This is a genomic window from Burkholderia cepacia complex sp. TUM26381, assembly GCF_057439935.1.
In genome coordinates, this window is the sequence record NZ_CM172007.1 from 953,639 (window position 1) to 970,177 (window position 16,539).

A 16,539-nucleotide genomic window follows, 5' to 3' on the forward strand; every position below is an offset into this window, starting at 1 on the left:
GGTGCTGCGCGCGGGTTCATTCCGCCGGATCGAGACTGCTGTCGATGGCGAAACTGTAGCCGAGATCCACTTTCGACGCGTCGCCACGCGCATCGGCCTTCTTCAGCACGAATTCGAACGCGGGCTCGAACCAGCCGTTGCGCGGCACCTCGCCGCCGAGGACTTCGACGTCGTACCAGCCGTTGTCGAGTTCGACGACAGGCCTGCCCGGTTCGCGATAACGCGCAAGCAGCGCGTTCACCGTTTCGTCGGTGAAGCGTTCGAGAATGCGCCACGTGTAAAGCATCGCCGAACGATGCTCGACGCGCAGCACATAACCGCCACGCCGGTGCTGCAGCCGGCTGCCGGCCTTCAGCAGCTCGGGTGTCCCGTCGTCCAGCGTGAAGATGATCGTGTACGGATGATTCTCGATACCGGCCAGCGGAATGACGATGCCGTCGAGCACGGCGTTGTCGCCGCGGTCGCCGGTCGTGAATTCGGCCGCGACGTTGTCCGACAGCCGATGTGTTTCCTGGTAGCGCTTCAGCAGCAGAAGATCGCCGACGAGGAAACAGTCGATCAGGTCGTTGAGGACTTCAGAGAATTCATGCCGCATCGCCGCTCCTTTCGAGGGGGCGGTGCCGCTCGACGCCGCGCGGCACCGCATGCGCGACGAGCTTACTCGCCGAGCTTCGACGTCACGCACCCCGTGCTCGAGCATTCGCGCTCACGTTCGCGCAGGAACGACAGCCGCGACTGCGTCATGTCGTTCGCGCACTGGATATCCACGAGGTAGCTGTTGTTGCGCGTCTCGCTGCACTGCGCGTCGCGCTGCTTCAGCCACGCGAGCTGGCCGGCCTTCAGCGTCGCCTGCTGGTCGCCGCTCAGTTGCTTGCGCAGGCGGCCGTATTCGTCGTTGAGATCGCGGTCGGACTGCGAGAATTGCGTGCTGGTGCAGTACACCTGGTCGAACGCGCTACGGGGCTTGCCGCAGCCGGCCGCCTGTGCGGCGAACGGAACGGCGAGCGCAAGCAGCGCACAGGATGCGAACAGCGTCTTCTTTTTCATTGTGATGCTCCTGACTGGGTGAAAACCGTTGAGCCCGACGGGTGATGTCGTCATTTACTGCGGTGCCGTGCACGCATCGATCCCGCCCGCGATCGCGGTGGACAGGCGCTGGATCGTCTCGCGCCGCGCGAGCCGTGCTTCTTCGTCCGGATTGACGATCACGCCGGCCTCGACGAGCACGGCCGGAATCGGCGCGGTGCGCAGCACGACGAGATCGTCGAAGCGGTGGATGCCGAGTTGCGGATCGATCAGCGGGCGGTTTTCGCCGCGGATCGGCTGCGCGTGATACAGCGATGGCCGTTCGCCGGCCGCGACGAGCCGCTCGGCGATCGCCTTCGCGCAATGCAGGCTTTCCGCATAGTGCGGATTGCGTTCCGACACGAACACCGAGAAGCCGCGGAATTCGCGCTGCCGGCCCGCGTCGATGAACTGCTGCTGCATCGAGTCGTGATGGATCGACACGAACAGGTTTGCGTCGGGCGCCTGCGTCGAACGCTGGTCGAGCTTGATCTCGCGGCCGTCGGCCGACGTGCGCAGCACGCGGTCGCCGTGCGCGGCGAGCTTGTCGGCGACGGCGCCGGACAGGTCGAGGTTGTACAGGTATTCGACGCGACCGCTTGCGCCCGTAGAACCGGGATGCGCCGGCGTATGGCCGGTATCGACGACGATGTAGCGCCCGGAGGTGGGCTCGGAGCCGGTGGTGCCGGCCGTGCCGGCCGCATGCAGCGCCAGCGGCGCGCCGAGCAGCGGGGCGCATGCGAGCACGCGCGCGGCGGCGCGCGCGAGCGGGCGAAGGCGTCGGAGGATTCGGTTCGTCATTGTTGTTGTCGGGAAGGGCATACGGCGCGTCGAACGGCGCGGCACCGTCGGCCTGCTCCATGCAGTCGGAATGTCGCGCGATTATAGCGGTTGGCGGTGGCGCCGCAATGACGAAACGGCCGCCCCGGCACCGGCCGGAAGCCGGCGCTCAGGCCAGCACGCGCCGGGCCGCCAGCATGCCCCAGTACGATGCTTCCTCGAACAGCGACAGCCCGGACAGGTCGGCGTGCGCGAATACGACGGGGCCGTCGGCGTCGCGCAGCGCGAGCAGGCCCGGGCGGCTCAGGAAGCCGACGTCGGGCGTCGCCATGGCATGGCCGCGCACGGTGATCTCGAGCGCCGTCGCGTGTTTCCACAGCGCGCGCCCGTAGACGGCCTGCAGGTCGATCGCGGCCTGTTCGCGCAACGCGTCGGGCTTCGCCTGCGCCAGCCAGCGGCGCGTATCGTCCGGCGTTTGCGTACTCAGCGCCTGATAGGCAGAGAACACCGAGCGCGTCGGCGGCGACATCCGGATCAGCTGATGGGTCGACACGACGTAGCCGAGCGCCGCGCCGTCGTAGACGACGTTGTCCCACGCCAGCGGCACGCCGGCTTCTTCGGGCGGCATCCCGTCGAGCAGGAAGTTGGACACGAGCCACGGCGCGCGCGGCGGCAGGTCGCGCGCGGGGTCGAAGCCGTACGCGGCAAGCTGCGGAAACACGCGCGCCGCGACGAACAGCGGCATCGCGCTCACGACGCGACGGGCTCTCAGCGTGAACGTCGACAGCGTGCCGTCGTCGCCGAGGCGCGCACACAGCACGTCGACGCTGCCCGCGCGTTCGGTTGCGTGCACCGCGAAGCCGTCCCGCGACCACGCGTTCGAGCCGCTGCGCGCGGTGATCGAATCGCTCAGCCTGGTCACCATCGTGTGCAGCCCGTCGGGCCAGGTCAGCACCGCGCCGTCGCTCGCATCGCCGGCATGGCCGCCGCGCGACGAGAAATAGTGCAGGCCGGCCCAGGCCGAAACATGCTCGTAGCCCGCGCCGTAATCGTCGCGGCAGCAGTAGTTCAGGTACCAGTGCAGCGCCTTCGTGGTGTAGCCCTCGTCGAGCAGCCACTGGCGGAACGAGCGCCGGTCGAGTGCGCGCCAGCGCGGGTCGCGCGACGATTCCGCGATCGGGATGCAGAACACCTTGCGACCGTCGGCGCCGCGCGCGGTGCGCAGCCCGTCCGTGTACGCGAAGAACTTCGCCTGCTGCGCGAGTTCGTCGGCGCCGAGGCCGGCGGTCGGCACGATGCCGTCCTGCCACTGCCCGCCGATGAAGAGCCGTTCGTCGGGCGCGTGGACGAGCGCGCGCTCGTCGTAGACGGGGCGCGCGGAGAACGGGGCGGATTCGATCACGCCGAGATCGGCGAGCATGTCGCGCAGATGGGCGGATTCGAGCGACGGCAGCGGCAGGTAGTGCGCGCCTGTCGGGTAGCCCAGATCGCCGAAGCGCCCGCCGGCCGCATTGCCGCCGAATTCGGGCCCTGCAAGCACCGTGAAGCGCTGGTGGCCGGCGCGCGCGAGCTGCCATGCGCACGACAGTCCGGCCGCGCCGGCGCCGAGGATCGCGATATCGGTTTCGATCGTGCCGGAAGGCGCCGGCAGCGCCGCATGGTCGCGCAACGCGTGGCCTTCGCGCATGCCGGGGTAGCCGACGCGCGGCGTCGTCTCGATCCAGCCGGTGCGGCCGCATGCGGCGAGCGACGCGGCCGCCGACGCGACGAGGAACGTGCGGCGGTCCATCAGCGCAGCACGTGCTTCCAGTCGTCGTCGAAGCGGCGCACGAGCGGCTGGTCGTTGAGTTCGTTCGGCGACATCGGCAGCGCCGGCATGTCGGCCGGGAAGTGGAACATCTCGGTGGCCGTCTGCGCATCGAGCCAGCGAGTCGGCACCCCGTAATGCGTCGGCACCGTGAAGTCGCGGCGCTTGCCGGCGATCACGAACCCCCAGTCGCCGAACGACGGCACGTAGCAGTGGTACGGCCACGTGTTGAGCCCGGCTTCGTGCAGCGTCGCGATGATGGTCCAGTATGCGTGCGGAGCGAAATACGGCGACGTCGACTGGATCACCGCATAGCCGTTCTCCGACAGGTGGCGTGCAAGCAGGCGGAACACCGGCACCGAATACAGGCGGCCGAGCCCGAAGTTGGTCGGATCGGGGAAGTCGACGACGATCGCGTCGTACACGTCGGCATTCGATTCGAGCCAGCGCACCGCGTCGTCGTTGATCACGTGCACGCGCGGGTCCTTCAGCGAGCCCTGGTTCAGCTTGACGAGGGGTGCGGAGGTCGAGAACAGCTTCGTCATCGCGGGATCGAGATCGACGAGCGTGATCTGTTCGAGGTTGCGGTGCTTGAGCAGTTCGCGCACGGCGAGCCCGTCGCCGCCGCCGAGCACGAGCACGCGCTTCGCCCACGGCAGCGCTTCGATCGTCGGATGGATCAGCGCCTCGTGATAACGATGCTCGTCGCGCGACGAGAACTGCAGGTTGCCGTTCAGGTACAGCCGCATGTCGTCGTGCCACTGCGTGAGCACGATGCGCTGGTACGGCGTCGTTTCCGAATAGATCGTCTCGTCGCCATACACGCCGTGTTCGGCCCAGTGCGTGATGCGATCCGACAGCGCGAACCCGGCGATCAGGAGCCCGATCACGAGCGACGCGCGCATCAGCTTGCCGCGCACGTTGCGGATCTCGTCGCGGAACAGGTGTGTCGTCCACAGCGCGACGAACGCGTTCAGGAGGCCGAACAGGAAGCTCGTGCGCAGCAGGCCGAGACGCGGCGCGAGCACGAGCGGGAAGATCAGCGACACGGCGAGCGAGCCGAGATAGTCGAAGGTCAGCACTTCGCTGACGGTATGGCGGAATGCCTGGCGCCGTTGCTGGAACGCGCGCATCACGAGCGGGATCTCCATCCCGATCAGCAGGCCGAGCGCGAGCACGAGCGCGTAGAGCGCCGCGCGGAACGGCGCGGCGAGCCACGCGAACACCGCGAACAGCAGCGCGGCCGACACACCGCCGAGCAGGCCGACGAGCAGCTCGATATCGACGAAGCGATCGAGCACGTCGTCGTCCTCGACGAACTTCGCGAGCCACGAGCCGATCCCCATCGCGAACAGGTAGCTGCCGATCACCGACGAGAATTGCAGGATCGAATCGCCGAGCAGGTAGCTCGACAGCGCGCTGCTGATCAGTTCGTAGCCGAGCCCGCACGACGCGAGCACGAGGATCGACAGGACGAGCGCACGCCTATGCAGCATGGCGCATCCGTTGTGCAGTGTTCGGCAATGTGGATATACTGGCGCGGATTTTTGTGGGGCGGCCATCCGTCTGCGGGCCCCGCATAGGCCGGCCGGCGACGGGGCGGCGAACCGAGCACAAAATCCGAGGGAAAGAATGAATAGTGCCTATCTCTATGCGGTTCATTTACTGTCGGCGTTCGTGCTGCTTCTTGTGTTCGCGGCAGTGTACCTGAAGGTCACCCCGTTCGACGAACTGGCGCTGATCCGCGACGGCAACGCCGCCGCGACGCTGTCGTTCGGCGGCGCGCTGATCGGTTTCTGCCTGACGCTCGCGTCCAGCATCGCGCACAACTCGACGCTCGGTGAAGTCGTGATCTGGGCCGTTGGCGCGATGATCGTCCAGCTGATCACCTATGCGGCGCTGACGCGCCTGATGCCCGGCATGAATCATGCGATCGAGGATCGCAACGTTGCGATGGGCGGCCTGATGGGCACTGCGTCGCTCGTCGTCGGCATCATCAATGCCGCCTGCCTGACCTGACGCGCCACGCGTTTCGAGGAGACCGACATGAGTCTGGGTTCATTCATCCGCAAGCAGTTCATCGACGTCCTGCAATGGACGGAAGACACCGACGGCGTGCTGGCCTGGCGCTATCCGATGGAAGACCAGGAGATCCAGTACGGCGGCAAGCTGACCGTGCGCGAAACGCAGGCCGCGATCTTCGTCAATGAAGGCAAGGTCGCCGACGTATTCCAGCCGGGGCTGTACACGCTGGAAACGAATACGCTGCCGGTGCTCACGTACCTGAAGAACTGGGACAAACTCTTTCAATCGCCTTTCAAGTCGGACGTCTACTTCTTCAGCACGCGGCTGCAGCTCGGCCGGCGCTGGGGCACCGCGCAGCCGGTGACGATCCGCGACCGCGAATTCGGCTTCGTGCAGTTGCGCGCGTTCGGCATCTACTCGTACCGGATCGTCGACGCGGCCGCGTTCCACCGCGAGGTCAGCGGCACGCGTGCGCAGTACACGGTCGACGATCTGGAACAGCAGCTGCGCAACCTGGTCGTCACCGCGATGAGCACGACGTTCGGTTCGGCCGACGTGCCGTTCGTCGACATGGCCGCGAACCAGTCGCTGCTGTCGCAGCGCGTGGCCGAGGCGCTGGTGCCGGTATTCACGCGCTACGGGCTCGCGCTCGACGCGTTCGCGGTCGAGAGCGTGTCGCTGCCGGCCGAGCTGCAGAAGGCGCTCGACCTGCGGATCGGCGCGGGGATGGCCGGCGATCTCGCGCGTGCCACGCAGTACCAGACCGCGCAGGCGATTCCGCTCGCCGCGCAGAACCCGGGCGGCATCGCCGGGGTCGGCGCGGGCCTCGCTGCCGGTGCGGCGATCGGGCAGGCGATGGCCGGCCAGATCGCGGGCGCCGCGCAACCGGCGCCGGCCGCCCCGCCCGCACCCGCTGCGGCGCCGGTGGCCGCAGCGCCGGCGGAGGGCACCGATTACGTGCAGCGGCTCGAGCAGCTGAAGGCGCTGTTCGACAAGGGCCTCGTGACCGAAGACGAATATTCGCGCGCGAAGGCCGAGATCCTCGCGAAGCTCACCCGGTAAGCATCGCGCATGTTCAGTACCTCGTGCCCCCAGTGCGGCGCGCCGGTCGAGTTTCGCTCGGCGGCGGCCGTGATGGCCGTCTGCGCGTTCTGCCGCAGCACGCTGCTCAAGCGCGGCGCCGACGTCGAGCGGATCGGCGAGCTGGCCAGCGTGCTCGACGATGCGTCGCCGATCCAGATCGGTACGGCCGGTCGCTACGGCAAGCGTGCGTTCACGGTGCTCGGCCGCATCCAGATGACCTACGACGCCGGCGCGTGGAGCGAGTGGTATGTCGTGTTCGACGACGGCGCGTTCGGCTGGCTGTCGGATGCGTCGGGCCAGTACGCGGTCACGGTGCGCGAGCCCGACGACGCGTCCGGCGGCGCGTGGCCCGGGTTCGGCACGCTCGAACCGGGCATGCGGATCGACCACGGCGGCCGCGCGTATCTGGTTTCAGACGTACGCACCGCGCGGTGCACGGGCGGCGACGGCGAGCTGCCGTTCCGCGTCGATGCGGGCTGGGAGGCGCGCGTCGTCGACCTGCGTACCGGCAACGCATTCGCGACCTACGACTATTCCGACGCCGACGCGAACGGCGGCAGCCCGGCCGTCTACACGGGCGAAGCGCTGGAGTTCGATGCGCTCGCGTTCACCGGGTTGCGCGATACGGAGAACGACACACGCGAGAAGCGCGGCGCGGAGATGGTGCCGTTCGCGTGCCCGAGTTGCGGCGCGTCGCTGTCGTATCTGCCGAACGTGGCCGACTACGTCGTGTGCGGAAGCTGCCACGCGGGCGTGCAGTGCACGGCCGAGCAGCAGACCGTGTTCGTGGCGCAGCGCAAGCTCGACTCGGTGAAGGGCGCGCTGGAACTCGGTGCGATCGGCACGTTCGACGGCGTGAAATACACGGTGATCGGCATGATGCGTTGTCGCGTGCCGGGCGATGACGAGACCTGGGACGAATACCTGCTGCTGAACCCGAAGCGCGGCTTTCTGTGGCTCGTGCAGAGCGAAGGGCGCTGGGAGCGCGTGCAGGTGCTCGACCAATGGCCGACGATCGGCAGCGAGTCCGACGTGACCGACGGCGGCAAGACCTACCGCCTGCGCGAGGAATACGACTCGGAGGTCGTCTACGTGGTCGGTGCGTTCAACTGGCGCGTGCAGGTGGGCGATCGCACGTCGATCATCGACTATGGCTGGCAGAAGGACAAGCTGACGCGCGAGCGCAGCGACGCGGAGATCGTCTGGTCGCGTGCCCGGCCGCTGTCGGGCAGCGCGCTCGCCGAACGTTTCGCTACGCCGGCGCTCGCGACGGCTGCTGCAGCGGCCGCCACGGGGGCCGCTGCGTCCACGGGCCTGTTCGGCGCGAAAGGCCCGCACAGTTTCGCGCCGCTGCCGTGGGTGTTCAGCGCGTTGCTCGTGATCTTCAACATGGGTTCGCTGTTCTCGTTCAGCGGCCGCACCGTCTACGTGCTGGTCGGCCTGCTGGTGCTGTGGCTGCCCGAATGGCTGTGGAAGGGGTTTGCGTCGGACGGGGGCAAGTCGTGATCCGGTACATCCTCTACGGCATCTACGGCCTGATCGTCGTCACGCTGTTCAGCTGCGCATCGATCGGCGGCAGCGGCTCGGGCGGCAGCGGCTGGGGCAGTTCGTCGGCCCGCAGCGGCTACTCGTCGTACGGGTCGCACAAATGACCGCGCGGGACGGGATCGAGCCGCCATGCGCGACGCTCGGCTCGCACGTGCTGGCCGACCTGACCGGCATCGATGCGGCGCTGCTGCGCGACGCCGCGCGGCTCGAAGCGATCCTCACCGGCGCCGCGCAACGGGCCGGCGCGCGCGTGATCGGCGCGCATTTCCATCACTTCGGCGGCGAGCATGGCGTGACGGGGGTCGTGCTGCTGGCCGAATCGCACATCACGATCCATACGTGGCCCGAGCATCGCTTCGCGGCCGTAGACGCGTTCATGTGCGGCGCGGCGCGCGCAGCCGAAGCGGTCGATGCGATCGCCGCGGCGCTCGGCACGCACGCACAAGTCCGGCAGCAGGTCGCGCGTGGCGGGGCGTTGACCTGAAAGGGCGTTGCACAACCGTGACCGGCATGCGTAAAAGAACCAGAATGGCCGCATCGATCGGCTTGGCGTGCTTCGTTGGCAACGTTATCGCGGAGTCGCCGCCAAAGCCGCCGGGGCCAGTCGTGATGGTCCATTTCGACTACAACGAGCGGGACAAGGCGCGGCTTCATGCGCTGGAGCAGCGGCTGGATCGCGCCGTGCGGCAGGTCGGCGCGGGCGAGCTCGGCGAGACCGAACTGCATCGCGACGGCAACGACGGCTATCTGTACTTCTATGGCGCCAGCGCCGACCGGCTGTATGCGATCGCGCGCCCGATCCTGAAATCGTCAGGATGGCTGACCGGTCTGGAAGTGACGTTGCGTCGCGAGCCGGGCGCGGAAGCATCTTCAAGGGGGGCGTCCGGCATACGCTAGCGCGTGGGCGTCCAGATGCCGCAGATCGGGCCGGAAAGCGCGCTGCTACCATTCCGGGCGCGTCGGCGGGCAAGCCATTGCGCGTGCGTTCGTCATCGGCGGCGGGCGTGTCGTCCGCGCCGACGAGCGTGCGGCAAAGCCGTGTACGAGCGCCAGGGAGCGTGTCAATGATCGATCGTGAAGTGATTGTTCCGCCGACGATGCAGCGCGTCGTCGAGCGTGCGGGGTATGCGCCGGCCGTGCGGGTCGGTGCGACCGTCTACTGTGCGGGACAGGTCGGGCGCACGCCGGATCTCGATGTGATTGCCGATCCCGAGGCGCAGTTTCTCGCCTGCTGGGACAACCTGCGCACGGTGCTGGAGGCGGCCGGCTGCACGTTCGACGACGTCGTCGACATGACGACGTACCACGTCGGGTTGAGCCGGCACATGGCCGTGTTCCGCGACGTAAAGAACCGGGTGTTTCCGCGCGGGACCTGCGCGTGGACCGCGATCGGCGTAGCCGAACTCGCGCATCCCGGCCTGCTCGTGGAAATCAAGTGCGTGGCGATCAGGCGGGACGCGCCGGCGGCATGAGTATTCGCCGCCGCGCGGGTGGCCGCGCCCGCTAGCGGTCGAACCGGAACGTCGACACGCTGTGCAGCGTCGCGTCGTCGGTGCCGACGATGCCCTGCGTCCCCGCGACGGCCGAGCGTTTGCCGTCGCTCAGCACGGCCCAGTAGCATTCGCCGCCGGCCGCGTGGAAGCCGGTTTCCGGATCGCTGATGCCGCACGTGATCGTCGCGCGCATGCCGCGCCAGCCGGGGCCGGAGAAGCGTTCGACTGCCTGCGGGATGCCGGGGCCGTACGACGTCACCCACTTGCCGTCGTCCTGCTTCACGAAGCCTGCTTCCTTCTCCGCGACCGGCTCCAGCGCGCCGTCGACGATCTCGAACGAGATGAAACTGCTGCTGTAGGTCATGTTGCGGCCGACGATCGCGACGCAATGGTCGCCGCCGCCTTCGGGGCAGGGCTTTTTCACCTGCCGGTTCGCGAGGTATTCGAACGAGATGCCGAGCGCCGGATCGCGATAGGTTTTCCAGCCCGCGTGTTTCACCTGCTTCAGCGCGGCGGTGCGGTCGCGGTACGCGGTGGCGATGCACGCGGCATCGGCGCACGCATCGCGTTGTGCGAGCCACGCGCGTTGCGACCGGATCAACGCCTGCTGGTCGGCGGCGATGCCGATCGCATCGTAGTACGCGTTCGACAGCATGCTGTCGGCCGAGACGAGCGCCTTGTCGCTGCAAATCAGGCGATCGGTGCGTGTCTTGGCGCGGGAGCAGTCGATGCTGTCGGCATGGGCCGACAACGAGAGGCCGATCGCGGCCAGCGTGAGCGCAACGCGAATGCCGAACACGGACATCTCCTCATCGGGTTGGGTCGGCGGCTGTCACGCCGCCGCCATGCGATGCCGCGCGGTTCGAGAGCCGTCTTCGATCCCGCGCCACGCATCAACATGCGTTTCAGCGATTGATTTCGTCCGCCGAGATCAGTTCGGCCACGAGCACCTGCGCGGGCCCCTGCAGGTAATACTCGTGCTCGAGCGGTTCGCGCAGCTTCATGTACGTTTCCGAGCCGATCTGCATCGTTTCGCCCGCATGCATCCGCGCACCGCTTTCCAGCAGGTAGTGCATCACGTTGTTGAAGATGCCCGAATAGCGTTCGCCTTCGTGATGGCCTGCCGCGAGCGCGGCGAAATCGGGCAGGCCGAACACGTCGGCGCCGTATGTGCGCATCCACACGCCGTCGACGCCTTCGACTTCGTACTTCACGAAGCCGCAGAAGAACAGGTTCAACGGGATGTCGCGCAGCACTTCGAGGCTTTCTTCGCCGAGTTCCTTCGCGTTGAATACGCCGGCCGGCAACGACGTGTGCGCGTGCTCGTTCAGCACCGCGAGGCCGTTCTGTTCGGCCAGCGCGCCGGCGACGGCCGCCAGCGCGACATACTGGTCGAGCGGATTCGCGTCGTGCCCGGCGTAGTAAAGGATCACGTGGCTGCGGTTCGCGCGCACCTGCTGCTTCAGGTCCTGCCCGTAGTGGGCGGGCGCGACGCACGCTTCCAGCGCGTCGGACGGATAGGGCGCATCGAAGCCGACCAGCCGGACGACGTGGTTGCCCCAGCCGGCGAGCCCGAATACCTGCTCCAGCGTCGGCTCGGTTTCGACGCGCGCCTGCTTCATGCTCGGGTGGTACGCGCGCAGCGCGGCGGTCAGCGCGGCGATATCGACCTGCAGCGGGCCGTCGAAGACGACCGCGACGCTCAGCGGGTGCTCGACGTCGGGTGCCGCGACCAGCGCGACGGGGTTTTCGGGTTCTTCTTTGCGGCCAAAGAATCGGGATATCAGGCTCATCGGATTATCTTTGTGTCGATGCCGTTACAGGCAGGCGTGCCCTGTTCTCTCGGTCAGGGCGGGCCGTCGGGATGACGGTGGCCCGTAGTTTCCCCGGGTTCGGCGAATCTGGCAAATATCCGACGGCGTGGCCGGCGGCGAGCGCGGGTCAGCGCGGCAGCGCTTCGGCCTCGGCCCAGCGCTTGAACGAATCGAGACGCCGGCGCGTCTGCACGAGATAGAACGCGCCGATCAGCGGTTCGAGCAGCCAGCGCAGCCAGGACGGCTGAGCGCGGAAGTGGTACGTGAACTTCACCTCGGTCGACCCGGGCGTGTGCTCGGTGAAGTTCCAGCTGCCGCTGAAGCGTTCGAGCACCTTCGGCCCTTCGACCATCTCGACGGCGGCAACCTGCGGCGGGCGGTAGGAGATGTAGCGCGACACCATCGTCGCGCCCGACTGGCTGCGGCAGAACGCGTCGACGCCCACGTTGGCCGTCGTTCCGTCGAGCAGATAGGCGTCGGTGAGGAAGCTGTCCCACACGAGCCGCCGCGCGTAATCCTGCGACCACGTGAAGAGGCGTCTGCGATCGACGCCGACGGTCCGGCTGACTGAGATCCTCATGATGGCGGGCGCCAGGGCGCGGATTGGGATGAAATCGAGTGTAACCCGCCAATACCTTGCGTTTCGTCAGACTTCGTCAAGTCGAGCGTGCGCTCGAATGCGCTCGATTGACGCACCTCGGGATTTCCCCTAGGATTCATTCCAACCCTTCGGGACAGACCCGGAGCGTTTCAATCTCTTGAGGGAGCCTCATGAGTACGCAACAGAACCGGCGCTTCGACGCGCTCGTTTTCATTGGTCGTTTCCAGCCTCCGCATCGTGGTCACCTGAGCGTGCTGAAGTCGGCACTGAGCCGGACCGAGCGCGTGTGCGTGCTGATCGGGTCGACCGACAAGCCCCGCACCGTCAAGGATCCGTTCTCGTTCGACGAGCGCCGCCAGATGCTGGCTTCGCTGTTCGACGCGTCCGAGCGCGACCGCGTGACGATCGCGCCGTTGCAGGATTCGACGTACAACGACGGCGACTGGGTGCGCTGGGTGCAGGAGGCCGTCGCGTCCACGCTCGGCGATATCGCGCAGCGCAAGGTCGGATTGATCGGCCACGAGAAGGACGCCACGTCGTATTACCTGCGGATGTTCCCGCAATGGGAGCTCGTCGACGTCGATGCGACGGAAGACATTTCCGCCACCGAGATCCGCGACCAGTATTTCGCCGAACGCACCAACAGCTTCGTCCAGTGGGCCGTGCCGGAACCCGTGTTCAGCTGGCTCGAGCGTTTCCGCACACAGCCGGAATTCGCGCAACTGAAGTCGGAAGCCGAATTCATCGCCGCGTATCGCAAGGCGTGGGCGGCCGCACCGTATCCGGTCACGTTCGTGACGGTCGACGCGGTGGTCGTGCACTCGGGCCATATCCTGCTCGTGCGTCGCCGCAGCGAGCCGGGCCGCGGCCTGTGGGCACTGCCGGGCGGGTTCGTGAACCAGGACGAGCGGCTCGACGCGGCCTGCATCCGCGAGCTGCGCGAGGAAACCGGCCTCAAGCTGCCGGAGCCCGTGCTGCGCGGCTCGATCAAGGATCGTCAGGTGTTCGATCACCCAACCCGCTCGCTGCGCGGCCGCACGATCACGCACGCGTGCCTGTTCAACTTCCCGACCGGCGAGCTGCCGCGCGTGAAGGGCAGCGACGACGCCGACAAGGCGCGCTGGGTGCCGCTCAACGAATTCGCGCAGATGCGCAACGTGATGTTCGAGGATCACTTCGACATCGCGTATCACTTCCTGGGGAAGCTGTGATCCGCTGATTCCCCGCATTCCGTCCGCCGCGACAGACGCGGCGGCACTTCACCGGCCTAGAGGAGCTCTAGCCATGCAAAACGATCCCGGCGGCTTTGCCGCGGTTCTCGCCAATCCGATCCTCAACACGGATTCGTACAAGGCTTCCCATTTCCTGCAGTATCCGCCCGACGCGTCGGCGATGTTCTCGTACGTCGAATCGCGCGGCGGCCGCTACGACCGCACGGTGTTCTTCGGCCTGCAGATGCTGCTGAAGGAATATCTGTGCAAGCCGGTCACGCACGCAATGATCGACGACGCGCGCGATTTCTTCACGGTGCACGGCGTGCCGTTCAACGAAGCCGGGTGGCGCCATATCGTCGAGCGCTACGACGGCTACCTGCCGGTGACGATCCGTGCGGTGGCCGAGGGCTCGGTCGTGCCGGTGCACAACGTGCTGATGACCGTCGAATGCGACGATCCGCAGGTGTTCTGGCTCGCGTCGTATCTCGAGACGATGCTGCTGCGCGTCTGGTACCCGGTGACGGTCGCGACCCGCAGCTGGCACCTGCGGCAGACGATCCGTCGCTTCCTCGAAAAGACCGACGACGATCTCGCGCAACTGCCGTTCAAGCTGCACGATTTCGGCGCGCGCGGCGTGTCGAGCGCGGAATCGGCCGCGATCGGCGGCGCCGCGCACCTTGTGAATTTCATGGGCTCGGACACGGTGCTCGGCGTGCTGGCCGCGAACCGTTACTATCGCGAGCCGATGGCCGCGTACTCGGTGCCGGCGGCCGAGCACAGCACGATCACGTCGTGGGGGCGCGACGGCGAGGCCGATGCGTACCGGAACATGATCAACCGTTTCGGCTTGCCCGGTGCGATCGTGTCGGTCGTGTCGGACTCCTATGATCTGTTCGCCGCACTCGATCTGTGGGGCGGCGAGCTTCGGCAGGCCGTGATCGATTCGGGGGCGACGCTCGTCGTGCGTCCCGATTCGGGCGACCCCGTGACGATCGTGCTGCAGACCGTGCGTGCGCTCGACGCGTCGTTCGGCTCGACCTTGAACGGCAAGGGGCGGCGCGTGCTGAACCGCGTGCGCGTGATCCAGGGCGACGGTGTCGACGAACAGTCGATCGAAGCGATTCTCACCGCACTCGACGAGGCGGGCTATGCGGCCGGCAACCTCGTATTCGGCATGGGCGGCGCGTTGTTGCAGCAGGTGAACCGCGACACGCAGCGCTTCGCGATGAAGTGTTCGGCGATCCGGCGCGGCGGCGTGTGGCACGACGTCCGCAAGGATCCGGTCACCGATCAGGGCAAGCGCTCGAAGAAGGGGCGGCTGACGTTGCTGCGCAATCGCCGCACCGGCGAGTATCGGACCGTGACGCTGCCGTTGGCATGGGACGACCGCGCGCTGGAAGGCGAATGGGACGAGGCGCTCGAAACGGTGTTCGATACGGGGCGCCTGCTCGTCGATACGACATTTGCCGACGTGCGGGCGCGGGCGCACGCAGGCGAGGTGTGACGCGGGCGGGGGAGGCATCGCGCGTCCCCCGCCGTTCGCTTCGCGCAGTTACGAGCCGTTCGCCTCCACGGGCACGCCGCTGCGATCGGCCGCCCGCACCGCATCCATCGCCCGCGCGAGCGCATCGAACACGGCGGGCCCCTTGCAGCGCGACACGTTGAAGCGCATGTACGACGTTGCGCCGTGCGACGGACTGAACACGTTGCCGGGCGCCAGCACGACGTCGTGATCCAGCGCATGTCGTGCGACACGCGCGGCATCGAGCCCGCCGGGCAATTCCGCCCACACGAACAGGCCGCCGCGCGGCTCCGTCCAGATCCCCAGCCCGGCCCGCGTGAGGCGTCGGATCGTTTCGCCCATCGCATCCGCGAGACGCGCGCGCAGGCTGTCGAGATGGCGACGGTACGTGCCGTCGATCAGCAGCCGGTGCACGACGTTCGCACCGATCTGCGCATTGCCGAACGACGTCGCGAGCTTCAGGTCGACGAGCGCGTCGATCCATTCCGGGCGTGCGGCGACGAAGCCGCAGCGGATCGCGGCCGACAGCGTCTTCGAGAAGCTGCCGATCGACACGACGCGCGACAGCCCGTCGAACGCCGCGAGGCGCGGCGCGGGCGTGCTCTCGAAATCCGCGAAGATGTCGTCCTCGACGATCAGCAGTCCGTGCTCGGCGGCGAGCGTCAGCAGCCGGTGCGCGACGGGAGGCGCAAGCGTCGCGCCGGTCGGGTTGTGCAGCGCTGAGTTGGTGATGTACAGGCGCGGGCGGTGTTCGACGAGCACCTGCTCGAAGCGCGCGAGATCGGGACCGTCCGGCGTATACGGAACGCTGACGATCCGCGCGCGGTGTGCACGCAGCAGTGCCTGGAAGTTGAAGTAGCACGGATCGTCGAGTACGACCGTGTCGCCCGGTTCCAGCAGCAGGCGGCACACGAGGTCGAGCGCATGCGTGCCGCCGTCGGTCAGCATGATCTGCGCGGGTTCCGCGTGCACGCCGTGCTGCGCGAGCCGCCACGCGAGCTGCTGGCGCAGCGCGGGCAGGCCGAGCGGCGTCGCGTAGTCGGTCAGCGCGTCGGCATCGTCGCGCGACACGGCGCGCAGCGCGCGGCGCAGGCTCTCGTCCGGCAGCCACGACGGCGGCAGCCAGCCGCAGCCGGGCTTCACCGACGTGGGGGCCGCCTCGAGCGACTGGCGCGACAGCCACAGCGGATCGAGTTCACGATCGAGGCGCGGGCCGAGATCGGCGAGCGCGAGCGGCGGCGCGTGGCCCGACACGTAAAAACCCGAGCCGCGCCGCGCGACCAGCACGCCTTCGCTCGCGAGCCGTTCGTAAGCGTCGACGACCGTCGATTTCGACACGCGCAGACTGTCGGCCATCATCCGGATCGACGGCACGCGTGCGCCGGGCATCAGCGCGCGGCTCGCGATGCGCGCGCGCAGGGTGTCCATCACGGTTTCGACGCGCGTGCGCGACACGGCGGGCGGAACGGGAGGCGGGACGGTTTGGCTCATGGCGAAGAATGAACTGTACGGCCGGTTGTCCAGTACAGTTTGTCCGAATTGTATTGGGCTGTAGCTTACGCGCTTTTTGCGGGCGGCGGATCATCG

General features: G+C 67.6%; 18 protein-coding genes. 9 read left to right on the forward strand and 9 right to left on the reverse strand.

Going from position 1 to position 16,539, the window contains the following annotated elements; translation table 11 throughout:
- Window positions 1-16 precede the first annotated feature (16 nt).
- The 5 genes from ACWMMN_RS21055 to ACWMMN_RS21075 form a co-directional block, all read right to left on the reverse strand.
- Window positions 17-595, reverse strand: a complete 579-nt coding sequence (locus ACWMMN_RS21055; RefSeq protein WP_486423906.1) for a hypothetical protein — start codon at window positions 593-595, stop codon at window positions 17-19.
- A gap of 62 nt (window positions 596-657) precedes the next feature.
- Window positions 658-1,047 carry a lysozyme inhibitor LprI family protein gene (locus ACWMMN_RS21060; RefSeq protein WP_174994439.1) on the reverse strand — a complete coding sequence of 130 codons (390 nt, stop codon included), beginning with the start codon at window positions 1,045-1,047 and terminating at the stop codon, window positions 658-660.
- Between the two features lie 54 nt (window positions 1,048-1,101).
- The gene (locus ACWMMN_RS21065) at window positions 1,102-1,866 is read right to left on the reverse strand and encodes an N-acetylmuramoyl-L-alanine amidase family protein (RefSeq protein WP_486423907.1); all 765 of its coding nucleotides are present in this window, start codon (window positions 1,864-1,866) and stop codon (window positions 1,102-1,104) included.
- A gap of 148 nt (window positions 1,867-2,014) precedes the next feature.
- Window positions 2,015-3,634, reverse strand: coding sequence for an NAD(P)-binding protein (locus ACWMMN_RS21070; RefSeq protein ID WP_486423908.1), 1,620 nt, complete (start codon window positions 3,632-3,634; stop codon window positions 2,015-2,017).
- Window positions 3,634-5,148 (reverse strand): polyamine aminopropyltransferase, encoded by a 1,515-nt coding sequence (locus tag ACWMMN_RS21075; protein ID WP_059239661.1) that lies wholly within the window; start codon window positions 5,146-5,148, stop codon window positions 3,634-3,636. The genes ACWMMN_RS21070 and ACWMMN_RS21075 overlap by 1 nt, the downstream gene beginning before the upstream one ends.
- Before the next feature lie 136 nt (window positions 5,149-5,284).
- On the opposite strand from ACWMMN_RS21075, the gene ACWMMN_RS21080 reads away from it, so the two are divergent.
- The 7 genes from ACWMMN_RS21080 to ACWMMN_RS21110 all read left to right on the forward strand — a co-directional run bounded on the left by ACWMMN_RS21080 (window position 5,285) and on the right by ACWMMN_RS21110 (window position 9,780).
- A complete protein-coding gene (locus ACWMMN_RS21080) occupies window positions 5,285-5,671 on the forward strand; it encodes a DUF350 domain-containing protein (protein WP_059239663.1) in 387 nt (128 codons plus the stop codon).
- A gap of 27 nt (window positions 5,672-5,698) precedes the next feature.
- A complete protein-coding gene (locus ACWMMN_RS21085; protein WP_059239665.1) occupies window positions 5,699-6,739 on the forward strand; it encodes an SPFH domain-containing protein in 1,041 nt (346 codons plus the stop codon).
- Between the two features lie 9 nt (window positions 6,740-6,748).
- Window positions 6,749-8,266: a DUF4178 domain-containing protein gene (locus ACWMMN_RS21090; RefSeq protein WP_256086099.1), complete on the forward strand. Its 1,518-nt coding sequence runs from the start codon at window positions 6,749-6,751 to the stop codon at window positions 8,264-8,266.
- The gene (locus tag ACWMMN_RS21095) at window positions 8,263-8,412 is read left to right on the forward strand and encodes a hypothetical protein (protein ID WP_155291822.1); all 150 of its coding nucleotides are present in this window, start codon (window positions 8,263-8,265) and stop codon (window positions 8,410-8,412) included. The genes ACWMMN_RS21090 and ACWMMN_RS21095 overlap by 4 nt, the downstream gene beginning before the upstream one ends.
- Entirely contained in the window at window positions 8,409-8,792 is a 384-nt protein-coding gene (gene speD, locus ACWMMN_RS21100; protein ID WP_256086100.1) for an adenosylmethionine decarboxylase, read from the forward strand. The genes ACWMMN_RS21095 and speD overlap by 4 nt, the downstream gene beginning before the upstream one ends.
- Before the next feature lie 44 nt (window positions 8,793-8,836).
- Window positions 8,837-9,205 (forward strand): hypothetical protein, encoded by a 369-nt coding sequence (locus ACWMMN_RS21105; protein ID WP_226196245.1) that lies wholly within the window; start codon window positions 8,837-8,839, stop codon window positions 9,203-9,205.
- Window positions 9,206-9,372: 167 nt separating this feature from the next.
- Complete coding sequence (locus ACWMMN_RS21110) at window positions 9,373-9,780, forward strand: RidA family protein (RefSeq protein ID WP_059239672.1); 408 nt, start codon at window positions 9,373-9,375, stop codon at window positions 9,778-9,780.
- Between the two features lie 31 nt (window positions 9,781-9,811).
- On the opposite strand, the gene ACWMMN_RS21115 is transcribed toward ACWMMN_RS21110, so the two are convergent.
- From ACWMMN_RS21115 to ACWMMN_RS21125, 3 genes are all read right to left on the reverse strand, one after another.
- Window positions 9,812-10,600 carry a lysozyme inhibitor LprI family protein gene (locus ACWMMN_RS21115; RefSeq protein ID WP_196486617.1) on the reverse strand — a complete coding sequence of 263 codons (789 nt, stop codon included), beginning with the start codon at window positions 10,598-10,600 and terminating at the stop codon, window positions 9,812-9,814.
- Between the two features lie 106 nt (window positions 10,601-10,706).
- Window positions 10,707-11,594, reverse strand: a complete 888-nt coding sequence (locus ACWMMN_RS21120; RefSeq protein WP_059239676.1) for a DUF4261 domain-containing protein — start codon at window positions 11,592-11,594, stop codon at window positions 10,707-10,709.
- A 148-nt stretch (window positions 11,595-11,742) separates the two neighbouring features.
- Entirely contained in the window at window positions 11,743-12,195 is a 453-nt protein-coding gene (locus ACWMMN_RS21125; RefSeq protein ID WP_059239678.1) for a type II toxin-antitoxin system RatA family toxin, read from the reverse strand.
- A gap of 191 nt (window positions 12,196-12,386) precedes the next feature.
- Here ACWMMN_RS21125 and ACWMMN_RS21130 point away from each other — a divergent pair, with 191 nt between their 5' ends.
- A complete protein-coding gene (locus ACWMMN_RS21130; RefSeq protein WP_486423909.1) occupies window positions 12,387-13,427 on the forward strand; it encodes a bifunctional nicotinamide-nucleotide adenylyltransferase/Nudix hydroxylase in 1,041 nt (346 codons plus the stop codon).
- A 73-nt stretch (window positions 13,428-13,500) separates the two neighbouring features.
- Window positions 13,501-14,934 (forward strand): nicotinate phosphoribosyltransferase, encoded by a 1,434-nt coding sequence (locus ACWMMN_RS21135; RefSeq protein WP_486423910.1) that lies wholly within the window; start codon window positions 13,501-13,503, stop codon window positions 14,932-14,934.
- Window positions 14,935-14,982: 48 nt separating this feature from the next.
- Here ACWMMN_RS21135 and ACWMMN_RS21140 read toward each other — a convergent pair whose 3' ends face one another.
- Window positions 14,983-16,443, reverse strand: coding sequence for an aminotransferase-like domain-containing protein (locus ACWMMN_RS21140; protein ID WP_486423911.1), 1,461 nt, complete (start codon window positions 16,441-16,443; stop codon window positions 14,983-14,985).
- Window positions 16,444-16,539: the final 96 nt, after the last annotated feature.